This is a genomic window from Exiguobacterium sp. TDN 0502, assembly GCF_050846835.1.
Classification (GTDB): domain Bacteria; phylum Bacillota; class Bacilli; order Exiguobacteriales; family Exiguobacteriaceae; genus Exiguobacterium_A.
The window spans coordinates 307,411-325,365 of record NZ_JBOZGJ010000001.1 but is presented as its reverse complement, the minus strand read 5'-3'; the positions used below and the strand labels follow the sequence as shown (position 1 = coordinate 325,365).

The window sequence follows — 17,955 nt, the reverse complement described above, 5'->3', positions numbered from 1 at the left end:
GATTCGGATGAAGGAAGCAGTAATCGTCGCCGGTGCACGGACACCGGTCGGAAAAGCAAAAAAGGGCGCATTCAAATCGATGCGCTCGGATGAATTAGCAGGCATCGCCATCCAGGAAACGTTGAAACGGTCCGGTTACACGGGAGCGGTCGATGACGTCATCCTTGGATGTGCCTTACCGGAAGCAGAGCAGGGGATGAACATCGCCCGTTACGCTTCCGTCCTCGGTGGATTATCACATGAGGTACCGGCGATCACAATCAACCGGTATTGCTCAAGTGGTTTACAATCGATCGCTGATGCGGCGATGAAAATCATGACGGGGCAAGCAACAGCCGTCGTCGCTGGTGGACTCGAATCGATGAGTCAAGTCCCGATGCCGGGTCACGTCGTTCGACCTAATCCGTCGATCGTCGACACGGCACCAGAGTACTACATGAGCATGGGGCATACAGCGGAGCAAGTCGCTGCAACCTATAATGTCTCACGAGAAGATCAAGATGCCTTTGCACTAAAGAGTCACCAAAAGGCAGCGGCAGCAATCGAGGCTGGTAAGTTTGCTGACGAAATCGTCCCGGTGACGGTGACGGAACAATTCGTCAACGATGAACTGAAAATCGAAGAGAAGACATTCGTCGTCGAGCACGATGAAGGCGTTCGTCCGGATTCGTCACCGGAAGGTCTCGCGAAACTTCGCCCAGCGTTCCGTCTCGGCGGAAGCGTCACGGCAGGGAACTCTTCGCAGACGTCAGACGGTGCCGCTGCTGTTCTCGTCATGGAACGAGAAGAGGCAGAACGCCAAGGGTTACCGATTCTCGGGAAGTTCAAATCGTTTGCTGTCGGTGGTGTCCGTCCGGAAGTGATGGGGATCGGACCAGTCGTCGCGATTCCAAAGGCACTCGAACTCGCAGGCATCACGCTGGAGGACGTCGGGTTGATCGAGTTGAACGAAGCGTTCGCTTCGCAGTCGCTCGGTGTCATCCGCGAACTCGGATTAAACGAAGACATCGTTAACGTCAACGGTGGAGCGATTGCTCTCGGTCACCCACTCGGTTGTACGGGAACAAAACTCACATTGACGCTCTTGCATGAAATGAAACGCCGGAATGTCCAGTATGGTGTCGTCTCGATGTGTATCGGTGGCGGAATGGGCGCAGCAGGTGTATTCGAACTAGTTGAAGGAGGAACAGGACAATGAGCCAAACGACAAACGAATTAATCAAAGGTGGCAGTTTCGTATTAGATGAGTTAGCACCAGAACGTCTCTTCACACCGGAGGATTTCTCGGAAGAACATAAAATGGTCGGTGACATGACAGCGAAGTTCGTCGAAGATCGTGTCGTTCCAGTCCTTGACCGGATTGAAAAACATGAGTTCGAATTGTCGGTCGGTCTCCTCCGTGAAGCAGGGGAGCTTGGTCTACTCGGCGCAGACGTTCCGGAAGCATACGGCGGCTATCAGATGGATAAGATTTCGTCTTCAATCATCACGGAGAAGTTCGCGCGCGGCCGTTCATTCGCCCTCAGCTACGGCGCACACGTCGGAATCGGTTCGTTGCCGATCGTCTTCTTCGGTAACGAAGAGCAAAAGCATAAATACTTGCCGAAACTCGCTTCAGGAGAATGGATCGCTTCGTACGCGTTGACGGAGCCAGGCTCTGGTTCGGATGCTCTCGGTGCTAAAACGACGGCTGTCTTGAATGAAGCTGGTACGCACTACATCTTAAACGGTGAAAAACAATGGATCACGAACGCTGGTTTCGCAAGCTTGTTCGTCGTCTACGCAAAGATTGACGGTGACAAGTTCACAGCCTTCCTCGTCGAAGGATCGTATCCAGGCGTTTCGACAGGCGTCGAGGAACAGAAGATGGGAATCAAAGGATCATCGACACGGACGTTGATCTTACAAGATGCAGAAGTACCGGTCGATAACGTTCTCGGTGAGATCGGACGCGGTCACGTCATCGCCTTCAACATCTTGAACGTCGGTCGTTATAAATTAGCTGTTGGTGCTGTCGGTTCGTCAAAACGGGCGATTGATCTCGCGGTCCAGTACTCGAACGAACGGAAACAGTTCAAGACACCGATCAGCTCGTTCCCATTGATTCAAGAAAAACTCGCGACGATGGCAGCACAGACGTATGCGATGGAAAGTTCGGTTTACCGGACAGGTGGTCTGTTCCAAGACAGCCTCGATCAGTTATCAGAAGAAGAGAGCAAAGACGGTAAGAAAATCGCCGATGCAATCGCGGAGTACGCGATCGAGTGCTCGATGAACAAAGTCTTTGCTTCGGAAACATTTGATTATGTCATCGATGAAGCGGTTCAAATTCACGGTGGCTATGGCTTCATGGCAGAATATGAAGTCGAGAACATGTACCGTGATTCACGGATCAACCGGATCTTCGAAGGAACGAACGAGATCAACCGTCTTCTCGTTCCAGGAACGTTGCTGAAGAAAGCGATGAAAGGCGAGTTGCCGTTGCTTGCGGAAGCACAGCGTCTGCAACAAGAAGTGATGAGCTTCATGCCGACAGAAATCGGAACAGCACCACTTGATCGCGAACGTCACTTACTGGCGATGATGAAAAAAATCTTCTTGTTGACTGCCGGAACAGCGGTCCAGAAATACCAGGACAAACTCCAAGGTGAGCAAGAAATCTTAGCGAACACAGCCGACATCATGAGTGCGATTTATGCGCTTGAGTCAGCAATCGTCCGGACGGACAAAGCGATTGCCGATAAAGGTGTCGAGAAGAGCGAACTGAAAGTCCGTTACACGGAAGTCTTCGCGCAACAAGCATTCGAAGCTGTCGAGCGTGACGCGAAAGAGACGCTCTACGCGGCAGCAAGCGGCGACGAACTCCGGATGTTGCTCTCAGCGCTCAAAAAATTCAGCCGTTACCAGCCGATCAACGTCATCGGTACAAAACGCGACATCGCAAAACGCCTCATCGAGTCAAACAAATATACGGTCTAAGTCAGGTTTACCGCTTCGCCTTTGCAGGGAAAATCTCTGTAAAGGCGAAGTTTTTGGTTGAGGAGGGAAAACGAGATGCGCCAAGAATTGGTTGAACTGCAATTTGCGATTGCCTACTATCAATCCCTTGAACGTTTGTCGCCGGAAGAATGGGATCTGCCGCTTGCGCTTAACAAGTGGACCGTCCTTGAATGTGTCAGCCACCTCTATTTATGGGACCGGTTTTATTACGATCATGCCATCTCGAAGTTACCGGACGAACCGTTAACGCTTGTTGAGACAGATTTTGATCAGTTCAATCGACTGGCGGTCGAATATGCGCATCATATCGATCCGCTGGCTTTGTTGAAAAAAGCGATCAGCGTCCGGCGTGACATCGTCAATCACCTTGATCGTCTGTCTGACGAGCAGTTTGAAGCAACTTATGAGGACTTCCGACCACTTACATTCGTCGAGTCGTTCGTTGCCCATGACGCCCATCACCAAGATCAGATTGACGGGGCGCTCGCACACTTGAAGCAGAAGTGATCCATCTGCTACTCTTGAAGGTGAGGTGAGGAATATGACAAAAACAGTCACGATGTACGGCTATCCGAAATGTAGTACGTGTGTCAAAGCAAAAAAAGCACTCGAACAGCACGGTGTCGAAGTGGACTACAAACATATCGTCGAGGAAACGCCATCTGCAACGACGATTCAGGAACTCCATCAAAAGAGCGGAGAGCCGTTGAAGAAATTCTTCAATACGAGCGGTCAATCGTACCGTTCGCAAGGGATCAAGGACAAACTTCCAGAGTTATCGGAAGACGAGCAATACAAGTTGCTCGCAAGTGACGGTATGTTGCTGAAGCGTCCGATCGTTACAGACGGAAAAGACGTCACGATTGGCTTCAAGGAAGAAATGTATCAAGGAAAATGGTATTAAGTTCAGAGTCGATTTTGGTATACTGAACACGTTAGTCCAAACTAGTCCACAGGGGGAATCGGAAATGAGTCAAGTAAAAGACAACTTACGCTATTCGGAAGAACATGAATGGGTCGAAGTATCAGGAAACAAGGCGCGCATCGGAATCACGGATTTCGCGCAACACGAACTCGGGGATATCGTCTTCGTCGAATTGCCTGAAGTCGGGGATACGATCTCAGCAAACGAGCCATTCGGTTCAGTCGAGTCGGTCAAGACGGTCTCGGAATTATACGCACCGATCTCTGGTAAAGTCGTTGCCATCAACGAAAACCTTTCGGATTCCCCAGAACTCGTCAACGAGTCACCATTTGAAGGCGCTTGGATGGTCGACATCGAAATCGAAGATGCTTCACAAGTCGAGGCATTGATGGACGCTGCAGCGTACAAATCGATGATCAACGAGTAATACTTAACGAAAAGAGAGTGAACGAGGCGCTTGCGTTTCGTCCGCTCTCTTTTTTTTGTATACTGACGACAGATACCACGAAGAAAGGAGCGACCGCTATGCAAGAGGTCACAACGGTCCCGGAAAACGGGCTATTGTATGTCTATGCACCGATGTGCGGGACATGCGCCATCGCAGAACGGATGCTGGATATCGTCGAAGCGACGGAATCAGGTCAATCGATTCAGAAGGCGAACGGGAATTTCATTCCGGATTTCTTAGAAGAAGCCCGTGTCATGAGTGTTCCTGCGTTATTACGAATTGAAGAAAACCAAGTCGTAGAGCGACTTTATGCCTTCCAGTCCGTTCAAAACGTCTTTGCTTTCTGTCAAGAACGGTAAGAAAAGTCCGATTGGATTTTTCTTTTTGTTAAATTGTCGGAATATTTACAATAATCCGTTGACAACGCAGAAATATGAATGGTATATTCATAACAACTTCTAGAAATGCATTATAGGAAGTCTAGCAGAGATGATTGTTCAATACGATTCAAGTCCTGAACCCTTTCTCCCATCCTAAGCCGGTGTATTGTTTCCCCTTAAGTCGTCCCCCAAAGACGAAGCGGTGCAATGAACGGGTGGTGGATCGAAAGGACCGATCAGGAAGTGAACGTAAGCTGGCGATCATGTCGAACAGGCGCCGTCCTCCACGCGGAAGAGCGAACAATTCCGAATGGAGCTGGGTTTTCCTTCGTAGCATTTCTAACCACATTATTCGTGTTGTCGGTTCGCCGGCAACGCCTTTTTTTGTTTTCCGGAAGTTTTTTCGAGCCGGTCGCTTGCCAGGATAGAATCTCCTTGCTACAATGCGAATAAGGAAAATTACTTTAATTCATATCCGATTACTCGGAATTAACTGGTGAGATGGAGGACGACAAGGCATGACAGTACGTTTTATGGATGTTTTCACAGAATGGGCATCGACGTATGACGAGACAGTAACTGGACACGATCCGGAATATAAAGAGGTCTTTCGTCGATACGATGAGATTTTGGATACCGTCGCGGATAAAGCGCAGTCGCCGGTCATTGAATTCGGAGCAGGCACAGGGAACCTGACACAACGTCTTCTGGCACGTCACGACGCCGTACTCGCCGTCGAACCAAGTCCGGAGATGCGGGCGATCCTGACGGAGAAGATTCCGTCGCTTGCTGTGCAGGACGGTCACTTCCTCTCGTTTGAAGCGGAGCAAGCAAACAGTTTCGTCTCCACGTATGCGTTTCATCATCTAACGGATGAGGAAAAGGGAGAAGCAATCGAGCTGATGGCGTCACATTTACCGAAAGACGGAAAAATCGTCTATGCGGATACGATGTTCGTCTCAGAAGAGGCACGTCTGCAAACGATCCGCGAAGCACGTGCGCAAAGGTTTGATGCATTAGCCGACGATCTCGAACGCGAGTTTTATCCGTTGATTCCAGTTATGGAAGAATTGTTTACAGCACGGGGATTCACTGTTAACTTCACACAATACAATCACTTCGTCTGGCTCGTAGAAGCCGAGAAAATGGGGGAATAAATCATGGCACTTCAAAAAATGAACGTCGAAAGCTTTAACCTGGATCACACGAAAGTCAAAGCACCTTATATCCGCGTCGCGGGTTATAAAGAAGGGAAAGTCGACCAAGTCGTCAAATACGATATCCGTTTCACGCAACCAAACGTTGAGCAAATGCCGATGCGTGCGATGCACACACTCGAGCACTTACTTGCTGAAAATATCCGCAACTACTCGGATGATGTCATCGATGTCTCGCCAATGGGATGCCAAACAGGTTTCTACATGGCGATGATGAACTTCGACTCGGTCGAAAAAATGAGCGAGCTCGTTGAAAAGACATTGAATGACGTCCTCGCAGCAGAAGAGATTCCAGCGCAAAACGAAGTCCAATGTGGATTTGCAAGCGCACATGACCTCAAAGGAGCGAAGCACTATGCCGAGAAAATGCTTGCCGGTCGTGATGAATGGGACATCGTCTTCGGATGATCGCGAACAACGTCCGCGACCTCGTCGGAAACACACCACTCTACGAGATCACTTCATTCGATTTGCTTGCTGGTACGCGCATTTTGGCGAAGCTCGAATGGATGAACCCTGGGGGCAGCGTCAAAGACCGCCTTGGTATTCAACTCGTTGATGCAGCAATCGAAAACGGACATGTGACACCAGGCGGTACGATCATCGAGCCGACAGCCGGGAACACCGGCATCGGCTTGGCGCTCGCCGCTAAGAAATACGATCTGCAAGTCATCTGTGTCGTTCCGGAAAAATTCAGTCAGGAAAAGCAGACGTTGATGCGGGCACTCGGCGCAACCGTCGTCAACACGCCGACTGAACTCGATATGCAAGGGGCGATCGACCGGGCAAAAGAACTCGGTCAGGAAATTCCGAACAGTTACGTCCCGTTACAATTCGAAAACGAAGAGAACCCAGTCACGTATCAGCGGACACTCGGTCCTGAGCTGATGGCGGACTTGTCGCACATCGACTGGTTCGTTGCCGGTTGTGGTTCAGGCGGTACGTTCGCCGGAACAGCGGACTTCTTAAAACAACGTCTCGGTACAAAAGCAGCGATCGTCGAACCGGAGGGCTCCGTCTTAAACGGTGGTCCAGCCGGTCCGCACAAGACGGAAGGCATTGGAACAGCCAAATGGCCAAGTCTCGTGCCACGTGAGCTCGTTGACGAGATTCATACGATTTCTGACCGCGATGCGTTTGATGCGGTCCATACACTTGCCGCTCGCGAAGGATTACTCGTCGGTAGTTCAGCAGGTGCAGCGCTCGTTGCTGCCCTTGATATCGCGAAGCGTCACCCCGGCAGTACGATCGTCACGGTCTTCGCAGACAGTGCCGAACGCTACTTAAGCCAACAAATTTTTGAAAAGGTGGACGAAACTCATGCGTAAGAAGACAGCATTGATTCATGGAGGAACAGGTGTCGACCGGGCAACAGGTGCCGTCACACCACCGATCTATCAAACAAGCACATACAAGCAGGATAAAATCGGTCAACTGAAGGACGGATACGAATACTCACGGACAGCGAACCCGACACGGACGAGCATCGAACGGTTGATTGCGGATCTCGAGGGTGGCGCCCGCGGTTTTGCATTCGGTTCTGGGATGGCAGCAATCCATGCCGTCTTCCATTTGCTTGAGTCTGGTGACCACATCGTCATGACAGATGACGTCTACGGTGGAACGTTCCGTTTGATGCAACGCGTCTTACCGAAGTTCAACATCCAAGTGACATTCGTTGATACGACGGACCTTGTGGCAACGGAAGCAGCAATCCAAGACAACACGAAGATCGTTTATGTCGAAACACCGACGAACCCGTTATTAAAAGTAACGGATATTCAAGCGATCGCAACAATCGCCAAACGTCACGATCTCAAACTCGTCGTCGACAACACGTTCGCGACACCATACCATCAACAACCACTCGCACTCGGTGCAGACATCGTCTTGCACAGTGCAACAAAATACATCGGCGGACATTCGGACGTCGTCGCTGGACTTGTCGTCGTCAAAGATGATGCGCTCGGCGAAGAGCTGCACTTCATCCAAAACTCGACAGGCGGCGTGCTTGGACCGCAAGACAGCTTCCTGCTCGTCCGTGGTCTGCGTACACTCGGTATCCGGATGGATGCGATCGAAGAAACAGCCCATGACCTTGTTGCGTTCTTACAAGCGCAAGATATCGTCTCGAACATCTTCTACCCAGGACTTGCATCGCATCCTGGTCACGACATCCAAGCAAAACAAGCGACTGGATTTGGTGGGATGATCAGCTTTGATGTCGGTTCAGCAGCGAACGCAGAAAAACTCGTCGAGGCAACACACTTCTTCACACTCGCTGAGAGTCTTGGTGCCGTCGAGAGTCTGATTTCCGTTCCGGCACGGATGACGCACGCGTCGATCCCAGCAGAACGTCGGGCAGAACTCGGCATCACGGACGGTCTCGTCCGGATTTCAGTTGGACTTGAGGATTCGGAAGATTTGAAAGAAGACTTAACACGTGCTTTCACGTTCCTCGAAAAAGTTTCTGAAAAAACTGTTTGACAACAAAAATAACCCCTGCTAATATTCAGAATATATTCTACAAACTTAATACCGAAACTCTTATCGAGAGTGGTGGAGGGACTGGCCCGATGAAACCCGGCAACCGCGGATCTAATCCGAAGTGGTGCTAATTCCAGCAGACAACAGTCTGGGAGATGAGAGCAAATGGTTTTGTGTACTGAAAAAGTGCGCGCGTTTGCTCTAAAACGCGCGCACTTTTTTATTTTAGGAGGGACAGTTGTGATTCGTTTACAAGACGTAGGAAAGATTTATCGCTCAAAGCGCGGAGCGGTCGAAGCCGTTGCGAATGTCGATCTGACAATCGAGCGCGGTGAAATTTTTGGAATAATCGGTTATTCCGGAGCAGGGAAATCGACCTTGATCCGATTGCTGAATATGCTCGAGGCACCAACGAGTGGTTCGATCCAAATCGATGGTGTCGAAATGACATCACTGAAACCAAAAGAATTACGAGGCGTCCGTAAGAATGTCTCGATGGTCTTTCAGCACTTCAACTTACTCTGGTCACGGACGGTCGAAGAGAACATCATGTTCCCGCTCGAACTCGGTGGCTTCCCGAAAGCACACCGCAAGGAACGGGTCGCGGAACTGATCCAACTCGTTGGTTTGGACGGACGCGAAAAAGCCTATCCGTCACAATTATCCGGTGGTCAAAAACAACGTGTCGGTATAGCTCGGGCACTGGCATCGAATCCAGACGTTCTCTTATGTGACGAGGCAACAAGTGCACTCGATCCGAAGACGACGGACTCAATCCTTGAGTTACTCGTCGACATCAATGAAAAACTGAAACTGACGATCGTCTTGATCACACACGAGATGCACGTCATTCAAAAAATCTGTCACCGGGTCGCCGTCATGGAAGCTGGTAAAATCGTCGAGCAAGGACCGGTCGCAGAAGTCTTCCGTCATCCGAAGCAGGCGATGACGAAGGAATTCGTCAAACAATTGACGTCGCCATCGGAAAACGAGTTAACGTTCGCGAAACTTCGCGAACGGTACCCAACCGGAAAAATCGTTCAGTTGACGTTCGTCGGATCGACAGCGGAAAGCCCGATCCTCGCGGAAGTCATGAAGGATTCGCCGGTCCTGTTCAATATCATCGGCGGAAACGTCGGTCAATCACAGGAAGGGGCACTCGGTACACTGTTCATTCAGTTGATCGGGGAAACAGAAGCAACACAAGCGGTCATCACGAAGCTTCAAGCCAGTGATGTTGAAGTGGAGGTGGATCACCGATGATTTCATTCTTTGACAACCTAGATTGGGACATGGTGTGGGAAGCGACAGGCAGTACCGTTTATATGACGGCAATCGCTGGTGTTTCGACATTCGTTCTCGGTTTGATCATTGGTTTACTATTATATGCGACAAACGAAGAGTTATTGTTCAAGAATCGGGCGTTTTATTCAGTGTTGAGCTTGGTCGTCAACGTCTTCCGTTCGATTCCGTTCATCATCTTACTGATTTTATTGATTCCGTTCACGACAGCAATCGTCGGTTCGTTCCTCGGACCAACGGCAGCATTACCGGCACTGATCTTCGGTGCTGCACCATTTTACGGTCGGATGGTTGAACTCGCGTTACGCGAAGTCGATAAAGGTGTCATCGAGGCAGCGGAATCGATGGGCGCGACGAAGTTCCAGATCATCTATAAAGTCTTAATCCCGGAAGCGTTGCCTGCCATCGTTTCTGGTATCACGGTCACACTCGTCTCACTTGTCGGTTATACGGCAATGGCCGGAGTAGTCGGCGGAGGTGGACTTGGGGACATGGCCTTCATCGAAGGATTCCAGCGTTCTCAAAACGATGTCATCGTCATTGCGACGCTCTTAATCTTAGCGATCGTCTTCGTCATCCAAATCATTGGTGATTTGCTGATCCGAGCGATCGATAAACGTTAATTCAAATTTTAAACATATTGGAGGAATCATTCATGAAAGTTTGGAAAAAATTCGTAGGTACTGCCGCTGTATCCGTTTTAGCAATCAGCCTTGCTGCATGTGGTGAAAAATCATCAGGAAGCGACGACAAGACACTCGTCATCGGGGCATCCAACGTACCGCACGCTGAGATCCTTGAGCACGTCAAAAAGGAATATGAAGCAAAAGGTTACAAGCTTGAAATCAAGAAGTTCCAGGATTACGTACTTCCGAACAAAGCACTTGCATCAAAAGAAATCGATGCGAACTACTTCCAGCACGTACCGTACCTCGAGCAACAAGAGAAAGAAAACAAATCGTATAAGTTCGCGAACGCAGGTGGCGTCCACGTTGAACCACTCGGAATCTACTCGAAGAAATACAAGTCACTCGATAAGTTGCCAAACGGTGCAACGATTCTGACGAGCTCAAACGTTGCGGAACGCGGTCGTGTCTTGACGTTCCTTCAAAACGAAGGGTTGATCAAACTCAAAGACGGTAAAACGACAGATGCGCAACTCGGTGATATCGCGGAGAACCCGAAGAAACTCAAGTTCAAGACGAACATCGAAGCATCACTGCTTCCGCAAGCTTATAAAAACAATGAAGGCGACGCAGTCCTCATCAACACGAACTATGCGATCGATAACGGTCTGAACCCATTGAAAGATGCGATTGCTTCAGAAGATGAGTCGTCACCATACGTCAACATCATCGTTACACGTGACGGCGATGAAAAAGACAAGCGTGTCACGACCCTTCTCGACATCTTACACGAGAAGAAAAACCAAGATTGGATCCTCGACAAGTACAAAGGTGCAGTCGTTCCAGTCAGCAAATAAGTTCACCGAAACCGGCATCCTTCCTATATAATGGAAGGATGCTTTTCATTTGTCTGAAATAGGGGTTAGGGGGGAATCATATGCAACGCATTCGTCAACTGCATCCGTTGACACTCGGGGTCCTGTTCGGGACGTTTTTCTCGCGTCTCGGAACGTTCATCACGATGCCGTTCTTCGCCATCTACATGACGACCGTCCTGAAGTTCGATCCGGTCGACGTCGGCTGGGTCCTCAGTATTTCGGCGATCGCCAGTCTCGTCATGAGTTTCGTCGGCGGTACACTGTCAGACCGGTACGGTCGGCGGGCGATGATGCTCGCTGGAACGATTGGGTTTGCGATCGTCTTCATCGCACTCGCACAAGTCGAGACGTTTTGGGCGTTCTTCATCCTGAGTGCCTTGAACGGAGTCTGTCGCTCGATTTTCGAACCATCCGCCCGTGCCTTGATCAGTGATACGACGGACGAAGCGAACCGGTTGTTCGTCTTCAACATCCGTTACGCGATGATCAACATCGCAGCAGCGATCGGTCCGGGAATCGCTTTACTGCTGAGTGCGGGGAACACGTCAGCGACGTTTTACATCACGGCGTTCGTCTATATCGTGTACGGCGTGATGATCGGAATTTTATTCAAACGCCATCCGATCACCGAGACACACGGTGGTAAGAAAGTGTCGTTCGGAGCGACGATTCGTCTGTTGCGGACGGACATCGCCTTCACGCTCGCGCTCGCCGGCATCATTTTCGGTGTCTTCGGCTACAGCCAGTTCAACTCGACCTTGCCACAGTTCTTGACGGAGACGTCACTCCTTGAAGGCGGGAAGACACTCTATGCGATCTTGATCACGATCAATGCGATCACCGTTCTGGTCGTGCAGTATCCGATCATGAAGTTCGGTGTCAAGACGTCACCGCTCGTCTCAATCACGACCGGGATTGCGACCGTCGCTGTCGGATTGTTCATCATCGGTAATGTGAGTTCAATTTGGCTGATGGTCGTCGCGATGGTTATCTTCACGTGCGGGGAAGTCATGATGTTCACGATGACCGACATCTTGACCGATCGGTTCGCGAAGCCAGAATTACGGGGCAGTTACTTCGGGGCGATGGGCTTGACGTCGATCGGACAATCGATCGGTCCGATCGCCGGAGGACATTTGTTAAGTTTATATGGAGCGGACCGTCCGTTACCGATTTTCGGGATATTAGCGGGCTTGACATTATTCGGAATACCACTGCTCTTACTGTCACAACGGATTCATCGGGCTTCGACGATCGAGGAACTGGAGGAACCGGTGAAACTTTCGAATGATTCTCAACAAAACGCGTGATTTTGAGAAAAAACAACGAGCGATGACGCTTGAATAATACGCGATGTTTCTTTAAGATTAGAATGATACTAAATTAGTAACGCTCGTGTTCTGAATCGTCAGTCACGAAATGAATAGATGGAGGGATTCTAACATGAAGGCTTCACACTTGAAGATTGAAGATCTACACGTCGCGATCGACGGCAAGGAAATCTTGAAAGGCGTCAACTTGGAAATCAAAGGCGGGGAAATCCACGCGGTCATGGGACCAAACGGGACAGGTAAATCAACACTCGCATCAGCATTGATGGGTCACCCATCGTACGAAGTGACATCTGGTTCAGTCACACTCGACGGCGAAGACGTCCTCGACATGGAAGTCGATGAGCGCGCACAAGCAGGTATGTTCCTCGCAATGCAGTACCCAAGCGAAATCAGCGGTGTTACGAACTCAGACTTCCTCCGTTCAGCGATCAACTCGCGTCGTGAAGAAGGCGATGAAATCTCACTCATGAAGTTCATCCGTGAGCTCGATTCACAAATGGGTCTTCTCGAGATGCCTTCAGAAATGGCACACCGTTACCTCAACGAAGGTTTCTCTGGTGGAGAAAAGAAACGGAACGAAATTCTTCAGATGATGATGCTCAAACCAGCGATCGCAATTCTTGATGAAATCGATTCAGGTCTTGATATCGATGCACTTAAAGTTGTTGCAAAAGGTGTCAACGAAATGCGTTCACCGGAATTCGGCTGCTTGATCATCACGCACTACCAACGTCTCTTGAACTATATCGAGCCAGACTTCATCCACATCATGATGGGCGGAAAAATCGTCATGTCTGGTGGGAAAGAACTCGCACACCGTCTCGAAGCAGAAGGTTATGACTGGGTTAAAAAAGAACTCGGCATCGAAGACGTCGAAATCGAAACAAAAGCGTAAGACGAGGGAGGAAGCATGATGACTGTAGAACTGAATCTTGCAGTAAATCGCGAGGCAGTGGCAGAACGTGCGACTCGCTTAGGGGAACCATCTTGGATGGTCGCAAAGCGTCAAGACGCGCTTGATCTTGCCCCAACGCTCGCATTGCCAAAAGTAGAAAAAATCAAGATCGAAGGCTGGAACTTCACAGAAGGTACGACGGAACTTGAAACCGTCACTGGTCTTTCTTCAGATATCGAAGCATTGATCGGCGAAAACCGTGATCACATGCTCGTCACGCGTAACGGACAACTCGTCCATGCGCAAAACAGTGAAGCGGCGAACGGTGTCATCTTCACGACGCTCGAAGACGCATTAAAACAACACCCGGAACTCGTCGAGAAGTACTTCATGACGGAAGGTGTTCAAGTCAACGAAGATCGTCTTGCGGCATTAAACGCAGCACTTCGTAACGGCGGTACGTTCCTTTATGTACCAAAAGGCGTTAAGCTTTCTGTACCGATGCAAGCGATCTACACGCTTGAGCAATCAGGCGCAGCGCTTTACCACCACGCGATCATCGTCGCAGATGCGGACAGCGAATTGACGTATATCGAGAACTTCGTCTCTTACGGTGACGAAGCACATAACGTCAACGTCGTCACGGAAGTCTTCGTCGAAGACAACGCAAAAGTCCTCTTCGGTGGTGTCGATACACTATCTAAGGGTGCCGTCACGTATATGAACCGTCGTGGTGTCGTCAAACAAGGCGCGAAGCTCGAATGGGCACTCGGTCACATGAATGACGGTCACACGGTCACAGAAACAAAAACCCACCTCGTCGGAAACGATTCGTTCTCAGATACGAAAGCCGTTACGGTCGGTCGTGGAGAGCAAAAACAAAACTTCAACGTCCGGACGGACCACTTCGGTAAAGGATCAGAAGGTTTCATCTTGATCCACGGTGTCCAAAAAGACGCAGCAACATCGATTTTCAACGGAACGTCGATGATCCATCACGGCGCTTCAAAATCAAATGGCGTTCAAACGGAACGTGTCCTCATGTTGTCTGAAAAGGCACGTGGTGATGCGAACCCGATCCTCTTGATCGATGAGGATGACGTCATGGCAGGACACGCGGCATCTGTCGGTCGTGTCGATGAATTACAACTCTACTACTTGATGAGCCGTGGCCTTTCACGGAAGGAAGCAGAACGCCTCGTCGTTCACGGTTTCCTCCAGCCAGTCGTCTCGGAACTTGCGATTGACTCGGTGAAAGAACGTCTCGTTCAAGTCATCGAAGGGAAAGTAAACTAATATGGGAATCGATGCATCCATCCGCAATCAGTTTCCGATCCTCGACCAACAGGTCAACGACCGGAAACTCGTCTATCTCGATAGTGCGGCCTCTTCGCAGAAGCCGCTCGTCGTCATCAATGCGATTGACGACTACTATAAGACGATTCATTCGAATGTGCACCGTGGCGTCCATACGCTCGGAACACGAGCGACGGATGCGTACGAAGGTGCGCGTGAGAACGTTCGTCGTTTCATCCAGGCGCAACACCATGAAGAAATTATCTTTACCCGCGGCACGACGACGGCGATCAACATCGTCGCGTCAAGCTACGGGATGGAGCATGTCGAAGAAGGCGACGAGATCGTCGTCACGTACCTCGAACACCATGCGAATCTCATTCCGTGGCAACAAGTCGCTAAACGCAAAAAAGCGAAGTTGAAATACGTTGATTTGACAGCGGATGGTCGCGTGACGGTCGAAGCGGTCGAAGCACAACTGTCTGACCGGACGAAGATCGTCGCGATGGCACACGTCTCGAACGTTCTCGGTACAATCAATCCGATCAAAGAAGTCGCGCGTCTTGCGCACGCTCGTGGTGCCGTCATGGTCGTCGATGCTGCGCAAAGTGCGCCGCACCAACGGATTAATGTCACGGATCTCGACTGTGACTTCCTCGCTTTCTCCGCACACAAGATGTGTGGTCCGACAGGCGTTGGTGTTCTTTACGGGAAAAAGGCATTACTCAATGCGATGGAACCGGTTGAATTCGGTGGTGAGATGATTGATTACGTTGGCCTTGAAGAGTCGACGTTCAAACCGTCTCCATATCGTTTCGAAGCTGGTACACCGATTATCGCAGGCGCTGTTGGTTTATCGGCAGCGATTGATTTCTTAGAAGAGATTGGTTTAGAGAACGTCGAAGCACACGAACGTGAACTCGCGCAGTACGCGATGGCACAAATGCGTGACATCGACGGACTAACGATTTACGGTCCGGAAGAACGCGTTGGACTCGTCACGTTCAATCTCGGTGATGTCCATGCACATGACGTCGCAACCGTCCTTGATATGCAGGGAATCGCGGTTCGCGCCGGTCATCACTGTGCACAGCCCCTGATGCGTTGGCTCGGGGCGAGCTCGACGGCTCGCGCTAGCTTCTATCTCTACAACACGAAAGAAGAGGTTGACGCACTCGTGACAGGACTTTGCCAAACGAAGGAGTATTTCAGTCATGGATTTTAACAATCTCGATCACTTGTATCGTCAAGTGATCATGGATCACTATAAAACTCCCCGAAATCGCGGTGCGATCGAGGGGGGCGTCACGATCGACATGAACAATCCGACGTGCGGCGATACGATTCGTCTCCAGCTCGCGATTGAAGACGATGTCGTCCGTGATGCGAAATTTGACGGGGAGGGCTGCTCGATCAGCATGGCGTCTGCTTCAATGATGACGCAACTCGTCAAAGGTAAGACTATCGAAGAAGCCTTACGACTCGCGGATATCTTTTCGGACATGGTCCAAGGAAAAGACTATGACGACGAATCGTTCGACCTCGGGGACGTCGAGGCACTCTCGGGTGTCACGAAATTCCCGGCACGGATCAAATGTGCGACACTTGCCTGGAAGGCGCTCGAACGCGGCGTAGAAGAAGGGAAGTAAACTTCGGTCACAAGCAAGTAAGAGGAGGAAATGAACATGGCAAAGAACATGCCGGAAATTGGCGATTATAAATATGGTTTCCACGATCGCGATATCTCGATCTTCCGTTCTGGACGTGGCTTGACGACTGAAGTCGTCGAAACGATCTCGAAAATGAAGGAAGAACCACAATGGATGCTTGATTTCCGTTTGAAATCACTCAAGATCTTCAACGAACAAGCAATGCCAGCGTGGGGGGGCGATCTCTCAGAATTGAACTTCGACGACATCACGTACTACGTCAAGCCGTCGGAACGGGCAGAGAAATCGTGGGATGAAGTACCGGAAGAAATCAAACGTACGTTTGATAAGCTCGGTATTCCTGAAGCAGAGCAAAAATACTTGGCAGGTGTCTCGGCTCAGTACGAGTCAGAGGTCGTCTACCACAACATGAAAGAAGACCTCGAAGAAATCGGTGTCGTCTTCAAAGATACAGATACAGCGTTAAAAGAGAACGAAGATATCTTCCGTGAGTACTTCGGGAAATTGATCCCGCCAACAGACAACAAGTTCGCAGCTTTGAACACAGCGGTCTGGTCAGGTGGATCGTTCATCTACGTACCAAAAGGTGTTAAAGTCGACACGCCGCTTCAAGCCTACTTCCGGATCAACTCGGAAAACATGGGTCAATTCGAGCGGACGTTGATCATCGTTGATGACGAAGCATCGGTTCACTACGTCGAAGGATGTACAGCACCGGTCTACACGACGAACTCGCTTCACTCAGCGGTCGTTGAGATCTTCATCAACAAAAACGCGTACTGCCGTTATACGACGATCCAAAACTGGGCGAACAACGTCTACAACCTCGTTACGAAGCGTGCGATCTGTGAAGCTGGCGCAACGATGGAATGGGTCGATGGTAACATTGGTTCGAAACTGACGATGAAATACCCAGCCGTCATCCTCAAAGGTGAAGGTTCACGTGGTATGACATTGTCGATCGCCATCGCTGGTAAAGGCCAACACCAAGATGCGGGTGCGAAAATGATTCACTTAGCACCGAACACGTCGTCGACGATCGTCTCGAAGTCGATCTCAAAACACGGTGGTAAAGTCACGTACCGCGGTATCGTTCACTTCGGACGGAAAGCGACAGGCGCACGTTCGAACATCGAATGTGATACGCTCATCATGGATAACCAATCGACGTCGGATACGATTCCGTACAACGAAATCCTCAACGATAACATTTCGCTCGAGCACGAAGCGAAAGTCTCGAAGGTCTCGGAAGAGCAATTGTTCTACCTCATGAGCCGCGGGATCTCAGAAGAGGAAGCAACGGAAATGATCGTCATGGGCTTCATCGAGCCGTTCACGAAAGAACTTCCAATGGAATATGCGGTCGAAATGAACCGTCTCATCAAGTTCGAGATGGAAGGTTCAATCGGATAATTCGTCTTGCTCTCTCATCTACGGATGAGAGAGTTTTTTCATGAAATGGTTATTCGGGTAAAGGGTGAAAAAAGGAGGAGTTAC

The 17,955-nt window shown here is 50.1% G+C and carries 19 protein-coding genes and 1 riboswitch; all 19 genes read left to right on the top strand.

What is annotated here, in order from left to right; translation table 11 throughout:
* The first annotated feature begins 7 nt into the window (after positions 1-7).
* A complete protein-coding gene (locus tag ACRPK8_RS01585; protein ID WP_432236615.1) occupies positions 8-1,198 on the top strand; it encodes an acetyl-CoA C-acetyltransferase in 1,191 nt (396 codons plus the stop codon).
* Positions 1,195-2,979: an acyl-CoA dehydrogenase family protein gene (locus tag ACRPK8_RS01580; protein ID WP_410501724.1), complete on the top strand. Its 1,785-nt coding sequence runs from the start codon at positions 1,195-1,197 to the stop codon at positions 2,977-2,979. Before ACRPK8_RS01585 ends, ACRPK8_RS01580 begins: the two co-directional genes overlap by 4 nt.
* A 75-nt stretch (positions 2,980-3,054) precedes the next feature.
* Positions 3,055-3,507, top strand: coding sequence for a DinB family protein (locus tag ACRPK8_RS01575; protein WP_432236614.1), 453 nt, complete (start codon positions 3,055-3,057; stop codon positions 3,505-3,507).
* Between the two features lie 34 nt (positions 3,508-3,541).
* On the top strand, positions 3,542-3,904 hold the full coding sequence (locus tag ACRPK8_RS01570; RefSeq protein WP_023469169.1) for an arsenate reductase family protein: 363 nt from the start codon (positions 3,542-3,544) through the stop codon (positions 3,902-3,904).
* A gap of 64 nt (positions 3,905-3,968) precedes the next feature.
* Positions 3,969-4,352, top strand: coding sequence for a glycine cleavage system protein GcvH (gcvH, locus tag ACRPK8_RS01565; protein ID WP_029342437.1), 384 nt, complete (start codon positions 3,969-3,971; stop codon positions 4,350-4,352).
* Positions 4,353-4,450: 98 nt separating this feature from the next.
* On the top strand, positions 4,451-4,732 hold the full coding sequence (locus ACRPK8_RS01560; RefSeq protein ID WP_023469167.1) for a thioredoxin family protein: 282 nt from the start codon (positions 4,451-4,453) through the stop codon (positions 4,730-4,732).
* 539 nt (positions 4,733-5,271) lie between these two features.
* Positions 5,272-5,910 (top strand): class I SAM-dependent methyltransferase, encoded by a 639-nt coding sequence (locus tag ACRPK8_RS01555; RefSeq protein WP_432236613.1) that lies wholly within the window; start codon positions 5,272-5,274, stop codon positions 5,908-5,910.
* Between the two features lie 3 nt (positions 5,911-5,913).
* Entirely contained in the window at positions 5,914-6,378 is a 465-nt protein-coding gene (locus ACRPK8_RS01550) for an S-ribosylhomocysteine lyase (protein ID WP_029342435.1), read from the top strand.
* On the top strand, positions 6,375-7,298 hold the full coding sequence (locus ACRPK8_RS01545) for a PLP-dependent cysteine synthase family protein (protein WP_432236892.1): 924 nt from the start codon (positions 6,375-6,377) through the stop codon (positions 7,296-7,298). The genes ACRPK8_RS01550 and ACRPK8_RS01545 overlap by 4 nt, the downstream gene beginning before the upstream one ends.
* Positions 7,291-8,457 carry a bifunctional cystathionine gamma-lyase/homocysteine desulfhydrase gene (locus ACRPK8_RS01540; protein WP_432236612.1) on the top strand — a complete coding sequence of 389 codons (1,167 nt, stop codon included), beginning with the start codon at positions 7,291-7,293 and terminating at the stop codon, positions 8,455-8,457. The genes ACRPK8_RS01545 and ACRPK8_RS01540 overlap by 8 nt, the downstream gene beginning before the upstream one ends.
* A gap of 57 nt (positions 8,458-8,514) precedes the next feature.
* Positions 8,515-8,619, top strand: a riboswitch (SAM riboswitch).
* Between the two features lie 78 nt (positions 8,620-8,697).
* Positions 8,698-9,720, top strand: a complete 1,023-nt coding sequence (locus ACRPK8_RS01535) for a methionine ABC transporter ATP-binding protein (RefSeq protein WP_023469162.1) — start codon at positions 8,698-8,700, stop codon at positions 9,718-9,720.
* A complete protein-coding gene (locus ACRPK8_RS01530; protein WP_023469161.1) occupies positions 9,717-10,382 on the top strand; it encodes a methionine ABC transporter permease in 666 nt (221 codons plus the stop codon). The genes ACRPK8_RS01535 and ACRPK8_RS01530 overlap by 4 nt, the downstream gene beginning before the upstream one ends.
* 32 nt (positions 10,383-10,414) lie before the next feature.
* The gene (locus ACRPK8_RS01525; RefSeq protein WP_432236611.1) at positions 10,415-11,242 is read left to right on the top strand and encodes a MetQ/NlpA family ABC transporter substrate-binding protein; all 828 of its coding nucleotides are present in this window, start codon (positions 10,415-10,417) and stop codon (positions 11,240-11,242) included.
* 80 nt (positions 11,243-11,322) lie between these two features.
* Positions 11,323-12,573: an MDR family MFS transporter gene (locus tag ACRPK8_RS01520; RefSeq protein ID WP_432236610.1), complete on the top strand. Its 1,251-nt coding sequence runs from the start codon at positions 11,323-11,325 to the stop codon at positions 12,571-12,573.
* A gap of 133 nt (positions 12,574-12,706) precedes the next feature.
* A complete protein-coding gene (gene sufC, locus ACRPK8_RS01515; protein ID WP_023469158.1) occupies positions 12,707-13,492 on the top strand; it encodes a Fe-S cluster assembly ATPase SufC in 786 nt (261 codons plus the stop codon).
* An 18-nt stretch (positions 13,493-13,510) separates the two neighbouring features.
* Positions 13,511-14,788, top strand: a complete 1,278-nt coding sequence (gene sufD, locus ACRPK8_RS01510) for a Fe-S cluster assembly protein SufD (protein WP_432236609.1) — start codon at positions 13,511-13,513, stop codon at positions 14,786-14,788.
* Position 14,789: 1 nt separating this feature from the next.
* Complete coding sequence (locus tag ACRPK8_RS01505; RefSeq protein ID WP_432236608.1) at positions 14,790-16,013, top strand: cysteine desulfurase; 1,224 nt, start codon at positions 14,790-14,792, stop codon at positions 16,011-16,013.
* On the top strand, positions 16,003-16,437 hold the full coding sequence (gene sufU / locus ACRPK8_RS01500) for a Fe-S cluster assembly sulfur transfer protein SufU (RefSeq protein ID WP_023469155.1): 435 nt from the start codon (positions 16,003-16,005) through the stop codon (positions 16,435-16,437). Before ACRPK8_RS01505 ends, sufU begins: the two co-directional genes overlap by 11 nt.
* Positions 16,438-16,473: 36 nt before the next feature.
* A complete protein-coding gene (gene sufB / locus ACRPK8_RS01495; RefSeq protein WP_087681298.1) occupies positions 16,474-17,871 on the top strand; it encodes a Fe-S cluster assembly protein SufB in 1,398 nt (465 codons plus the stop codon).
* The last annotated feature ends 84 nt before the right edge of the window (positions 17,872-17,955 follow it).